This is a genomic window from Streptomyces sp. (assembly GCF_050698815.1).
In the GTDB taxonomy this organism is placed as follows: domain Bacteria; phylum Actinomycetota; class Actinomycetes; order Streptomycetales; family Streptomycetaceae; genus Streptomyces.
Window position 1 is genome coordinate 1 of record NZ_JBOHCV010000479.1, and the last position, 6,189, is coordinate 6,189.

Below are 6,189 nucleotides of genomic sequence, written 5' to 3' on the forward strand. Positions count from 1 at the left end.
CCGTCCGGCTCGAAGGTGACCCGGCCGCCCGCGCCCCGGTCGCGGACGAGCACTCCCGGCTCGGCGGGCAGCGCCGTGCGCGACCACAGCCGGGGCGGCAGCGGCTGCACGACGGCCAGCGGCGAACCGCCCGACCAGCGGTGCAGCAGCCGCTGGGCGCCACCGCCCTGCCAGAGCGGTCCGACACAGTCGCTGACGATGAGGGTGAGACGACGGCCGGTGGTGTCGCGGTACTGGTCGGCGGGGCGCAACCGGCCGGCCGAGCGGTCGGGGCTGGTGCCGATCAGCGGCGTGCCGTCGGTGGCGCGGTGCAGATAGAGGGCCTGGACGTCACGGAAGGCGCCCAGCTGTTCGCAGGTCTGGCGGAGCGAGTCGAAGGTGAGCTGCCACACGGAGGTGGTGGCGGACGCGTCCATCAGCAGCAGCACCTCGGCCGCTCGCCGCAGCGCCGGCCCGAAGACGGGGCGCACAGCGGTGCTCCGCGCGCTGAGATCGGCGCTGGCGGCCTCGTCCAGCGAACCGGGCGCGGGGGGCAGTTGCGGCCGGTAGCCGAGCAGGGGGCGCAGCGCGCGCTGGTAACCGAGCAGCCCGGGCAGGGCTGCGGCCGCGGGGGCGCGCACCGCGAAGGTGCCACCCGGCGCACCGCCGTGCCGGGCGGGTGCGTAGAGCGACACGGGCGCCGAGCGCTCCGCGCCGGCGTGCGCGGTCCGGCTGAGCGCACGGGCCGGGGGCTGCTCAGGCGTACGTACCGAAGGGGGCCCCTCGGGCGCGGACGCGCCGGTCGCGGCATCACCGGCCCGGCCGGCCACCGCCCTTCCGGCCTCCTCGCGCGCGTCGGGGGCGGTCCAGCGGGCCAGCCAGAGGGCTTCGGCCACCTCCTGGGCCGTCGGCTCCCAGCCCGCCCCGCGCAACCGTGCGACGAGCTCGGCCACCCGCTGCTCGGCGACCCGCTGTTCGGCCGCCGATCGCTCGGCGGACATGTCCGCGGGCTGGTCCGGGAGCCCCCTCGGGTCCATCCCCCATCACCTCGGGCGGTCCAGCGGGCGCAACAGCATCTCGGCGAGGCGGTTGCGGGTCACCCGCTCGGCACCGGCCGCGCGCTGAGTGAGGAACAGGGCGTTGAGCAGCTGGTCCGTGGCAACCACCTGGCCCGGGTCGCGGGAGAGGAAGCGCTGGATGTACTCCTCGCCCTCCGCCAGCGCCTGTTCGCCGAGATGGGCGGTGACCATCGCCGCGAGCTGCTTCTCGGTGGGCGGCTTCAGCTCCAGCTGGATGCAGCGGCGCAACAGGGCCGCGGGGAAGTCCCGTTCACCGTTGGAGGTGAGAACGATGAAGGGGAAGGTCGTGCAGCGCACCCGGCCGCCGGTGACGGGCACCATGCGGCCGTCGTCGGTCAGTACGTCGGTGACCGGCTCGCGGTCGGCACTGCGCTCCAGCTCCCGGATCGTGAACTCGCCCTCCTCCAGCACGTTCAGCAGGTCATTGGGGAGATCGAGGTCGCTCTTGTCCAGCTCGTCGACGAGCAGCACCCGGGGCAGCGCGCCGCCGGGCTCCCAGGCGCCGCCGGAGCCGGTGGGCAGCAGCGCCGTACCGAGCGGGCCCAGCCGGATGTACGAGCCGATGGGCGGCCGTTCGGCCCGCTCACCGTCGACCGCCCGGTCCAGCTGGACGTCCTGCAGCCTGCCGATGGCGTCGTAGTGATAGAGCCCGTCCTGCAGTGTCGTGCGGCTGACGATGGGCCAGCGCAGCACCCGGCCCAGCCCCAGCTCGTGTGCGACGGCGTGGGCGAGCGTCGACTTGCCGGTGCCGGGGTTCCCGGTGACCAGCAGGGGGCGGCGAAGATACAGCGCGGCGTTGACCGCCTCGACCTCTTCGGGGCGTGGGTGCAGGTTCTCCACCAACTGCCGCTGCACGCCCAGCCGTCTGGCGGCGTCGGCCTCCTCGGTGGCGGCGCCCTCCGCCGCCCCGGGGGCGCCGTCCGTGAAAGTGAAGTCACGCCAGGGCGGCGGCTCCGGTAACCGCCGCAGGCCGTCGTGCGGGAGCCCCGCTCCCCGGTAAATGCGCCAATCGCTCACTATGGCTCCTCGTGCTCCTCTTGGCTCTGGCCGGTGTCGCTGAGTCGGGCGTGATCGGTCGGTGCTCGGTCGATGCTCGGGCGGCATGCGGGCTACGGGCGGAGCGGTGGCGCGCGGAGCGGTCCGTCGGGGAGCTGCGGTCCGTGCGGCGGATCGTAGAGGAGAACGAGCTGCCGTGCCCAGGCCGCGTCGGGGTCGAGCGCGTCCGGATCGACATTCCTGTTGCGCAGGGCACGGACCCCCTCGCGCAGCCCGTCCGGTCCGCCGTCGGCGCCGACCTCGCGGAGCCACCCTTCGACACCCGCGTAGAACTCGGTGCAGTCCGCGTGCCGTTCGTCGCAGCGGCGCCACAGCGCCACCGGATGCCCCGCGGCGAGCGCGACGCCCAGCGCCGCGGCCGCGCGCCCGTGGCCCACCCGCGCGCAGTGCACGGGCACGGCGTTGTGCCCGGCGGTGTGCAGCCGTCCGTAGGCGACGTCCTCGCTCTCCGGGTACGGGCTGTCGTGCCCGGCGACGGGCATGTCGCGGCACAGCGGCACCGCACCGAGCCGCCCCCGCTCGATGACCCTCCAGCGGTCCCGCCATTCCGGGATGACCTGCCGCGTCCAGCGCTGCCAGTCGCGCAGTGCGACCGTACGGCGGTGGCCAAGCGGCAGCGTGTGCGCGCTGAACGGCTCGCCCGGACTCGCCTCCCGGGCCCGCCACATCTCCACCGGCTCGTCGAAGAGCGCACGCGGCAGCATGAAGTCGACCGCGGCCAGGTGCTCGCCGATGTCTCCCTGGTCCAGGGCGGCGGCGAGCGCGGCGCGGATGTCCCGCTCCAACTCCGCGCGCGGCACGCCGTTCTCGTTGTGCTGGAGAGGGGTGACCTGCCCGTCGCCCCGGAGCAGCTTCACGCGCCAGGCGTGCGTGCCGTAGAAGTCGGGATCGATCTCGACCAGGACGTCCGCGTACGCGGCGGAGACGGTGGCCGGTGCGGGGGCGGCGGGCGCTGCGGACCGCTCTTCGGACGGTGGGGTGACCGGCTCGGTGGCGGGGGGTGCGACGGCCGGCGCGACGGCGGGCGCGGTGTCCGGTGCCGTGACCGGCTCGATGACCGGCTCGATGACCGGCGCGGTTGCGGCGTCCAGAATCTCGGGGACCCGCTGCCGGATGAGTTCGTTGCGCAGCGACACCGCGGCGACCTTGACCCATGCCTGCAACTCGTCGATCGCACCGTTGCCGTCGGCCGCCCGGCGGGGCCCCGGCACACCGTCACGGCGTGCAGCCGAGAACGCCACACAGACCTTCGCCGCGTACAGCAGCACCGCTTCCCGCTCCAGGTCGCGGCCGCTCTCGGCGCCGGCGGGCCGGCCGTCATGCGGGTCGTAGAGCAGCCCGACGCCGTCCCGCCAGCTGCGCGGGGCGTGCGCGTCGAGCCGGTAGGACTCCCGCAGCACCTCGCGCCGCGCCTCGTTCACCATCCCCAGCACCTGTCCGGCGCTGGTCGGGGGCGGCAACTCGGCGAAGCGGCCGTACAGTTCGGCCCGGTGGTCAGCCGTGAAGCCGTGCCCGTACCGCGCCAGATCGACCTGGATGCGCGGCCAGCTCCGGCCGGGTCCGTGATACCGGCTGAGGTGGTACCGGTCGTGAGCGCGCAACGCCTCCTGCCACGCGGCGTACGCGCGCGGGTCCGCGTCACAGAAGTCGCGGAGCGCCGTGACGGGAGTGGCCAGCGCCGAGTTGGAGGCATCTTTGGCCCGGGCCCTGCACACGCCGATGACGCTGGCGCGGACGAGGTCGACGACGGGACCGCCCGAGCAGCCGGACGGCAGATTGCCGCGCAGCATCAGGGGACCGCCGCCCGTCCCGCCGCCGGCCATCCCCTCGTCGCCGACGCAGAACTCGCCGGAGGGGTCCCGCATGTATCCGTACAGCCCCACCTTCGCGGGGGTCAGGGCCGAACGGTCGCTGAGCCACAGGCAGTCGGGTCCCGCACCGGACCCGGCTCCGGGTCCGCTGAACACGCCCGACCCGTGCTCGAGTTCGGGCACCCGCACGAGGGCCAGATCCGGGGCGCCCCAGGGGGACGGAGGTCTTTCGGGATCGAGCGGCTTCGGTAACGCGCACGCCAGCTCGCCGGTGAACTGCCCGCTGTCCGCCGTGCTGATGCCGATGGCGCGCTCACCCCTCCACACGGCACCCCTCCCCTGCCCCACGACGTGCGCGCTCGTCAGCACCCAGCCCGGCGCGATGAAGAACCCGCTGCCCCAGAATCCGGTGCCGCGCCGTCCATCCCCCATGTCATGCCCGTCGCTTGGTGCACCAATCCGTACGACAGCCGCCGGTACGGCGCTCTCGACGGCGCTCATGGGACACGCACGGCGCACGAGCGCGGGCCGCATCGCGCGCCGTCGGCCGGGCGACCGCCAAGGCAGACCATCCGTACCCCCGTTCCCCCGGAACTTCCCCGTCGATACGTGTGGGGAACAAGATTACTTCCCGTGTTGGCCAGATGCGAGGGGTGATTGATGCGGCGTCAGCCGTCGGCGGCGCCGTCCGGCCGCCAGGTGAGGGTGACCGAGATCGACCCCTTGACCTCGCCGTCGGCCAGCATCGCCACGGCCTTGCCCGGCTTCACCCCGATCTCCACACCGAAGGTGGCGCTCACCTCGTGCGGGCGCGCGGCACGGGCCGCCTCCAGCACGGCCGAACCGACCCCGGTCACCAGCTCGTTGAGCTGCTCCACGCGGGCCGCGAGGCGGTCGAAGGCACCGGTGTCCTCGAAGTCGTAGGTCCCGCCGGGCACATCAGGAACCTGGTCGGGCTCCAGCACCCGCACGGCCGCGAGCACTGTCTCCCCGCCGGGCAGCTCGATCTCCTGCACGCCGCGCTCCACTTACGCCCTCCGCTCGGTGGGGGAAGACGTGCGCCGGTGACCGACGGGAAGCGGGATTCGTGCCGGCATCTCAGACCTCTCGGGCGAGTCGTTCGAGGATGCGAGGCGTCCCGTCCGGCGCAAGGAGCTCGGCCCGAAACTCACCCAAACGAGGATGCGAAGAATCGTATCCTCGTTTCTCGGAACCGCTATCGTCGCACCGGAGAGAGCGTCTCGGCTCTTCAATATTGCCTCACAGAAGGGCAGTTGCATGTCGTGGTTCGAGGAACTGCCGGAGGTCCTGACACGGTCCGACTTCGCCGCGATGACCCAACGCCAGCCGCGCAGCATGGAGCTGATGGCGGCCCGCGGGCTCGTCGCGGATCCGGCACACCGCAACCGCGGCAGGTTGGTGTGGGAGGAGGACGCGGCGGTGGACTGGTTCCGCACGCTGCACGACCATGCGGTCATCGTGCCGGCGAACGCCCTGGCTCTGGAGGAACTCGGCACGTACGGCGTGTACATGTGCCCGCTCAGCAGCAGCCACGTCGGACTCGCCCGCCCGCGGTCGCTGGTGATGTACCAGCCGGGCGGCCGGGGCCTGGTCTTCGACGTCGTGGCGGTGGAGACCCTTCACCAAGCGATCCCCGGGACCCGCGGTACGACCGCGAAGACCCGGGGGATCATGCGCGACGGCGAGACGCTGGACGCCTCTCGGAGGCCGTGGACCGTCTTCCACCTCAGCGAGGCCGGCTCGATCGAGAAGGTCGTGCCGGTGGTCCAGCAGGGACGGTATCTGCGGGTCGACGACGTCCAGGAGGCGCTGGCGACGAGCAGTCTCACCGTTCCCACGCTCGACGAGGCGTTCCCCGACCGGAAGTAAGGGGCGCTCCCCTGACCCCATACGCTGGAACCAGAGCACCCGCACCCCACACGCACCTCAGGAGCACCCCGTGTACTTCACCGACCGCGGTATCGAGGAACTGGAGAAGCGACGCGGCGAGGAAGAGGTCACCCTGGCGTGGCTGGCCGACCAGCTGCGTACGTTCGTCGACCTGAACCCGGACTTCGAGGTCCCGGTGGAACGCCTGGCGACGTGGCTGGCCCGCGGCGACGACGAGGACGAAGAGGACTAAGAGGACGAGGCGTAACCGCCCGTCACAGCCCGTACGACTCCAGGAAGCGGGCGATCATGGCGTTGACCTGGTCGGGGACCTGAAGCTGGTTGAAGTGGCCGGAGCCCACGGTCTGGCCGAT

General features: G+C 72.8%; 6 protein-coding genes. 2 read left to right on the forward strand and 4 right to left on the reverse strand.

Translation table 11 applies throughout. From position 1 onward, the window contains the following. The 4 genes from ACRDP3_RS17295 to ACRDP3_RS17310 all read right to left on the reverse strand — a co-directional run. Window positions 1-980, reverse strand: a 980-nt coding sequence (locus ACRDP3_RS17295; protein ID WP_431517853.1) for an SAV_2336 N-terminal domain-related protein, incomplete at its 3' end; no start/stop codon positions are given. A 42-nt stretch (window positions 981-1,022) separates the two neighbouring features. Further along, window positions 1,023-2,075: an AAA family ATPase gene (locus ACRDP3_RS17300; protein WP_431517854.1), complete on the reverse strand. Its 1,053-nt coding sequence runs from the start codon at window positions 2,073-2,075 to the stop codon at window positions 1,023-1,025. A 92-nt stretch (window positions 2,076-2,167) separates the two neighbouring features. Continuing rightward, entirely contained in the window at window positions 2,168-4,357 is a 2,190-nt protein-coding gene (locus tag ACRDP3_RS17305) for a trypsin-like peptidase domain-containing protein (protein ID WP_431517855.1), read from the reverse strand. Between the two features lie 236 nt (window positions 4,358-4,593). After that, the gene (locus ACRDP3_RS17310) at window positions 4,594-4,941 is read right to left on the reverse strand and encodes a CU044_2847 family protein (protein WP_431517856.1); all 348 of its coding nucleotides are present in this window, start codon (window positions 4,939-4,941) and stop codon (window positions 4,594-4,596) included. A gap of 262 nt (window positions 4,942-5,203) precedes the next feature. On the opposite strand from ACRDP3_RS17310, the gene ACRDP3_RS17315 reads away from it, so the two are divergent. After that, window positions 5,204-5,815: a hypothetical protein gene (locus ACRDP3_RS17315; protein ID WP_431517857.1), complete on the forward strand. Its 612-nt coding sequence runs from the start codon at window positions 5,204-5,206 to the stop codon at window positions 5,813-5,815. Between the two features lie 70 nt (window positions 5,816-5,885). Beyond that, window positions 5,886-6,068, forward strand: a complete 183-nt coding sequence (locus ACRDP3_RS17320; protein WP_431517858.1) for a DUF6104 family protein — start codon at window positions 5,886-5,888, stop codon at window positions 6,066-6,068. The last annotated feature ends 121 nt before the right edge of the window (window positions 6,069-6,189 follow it).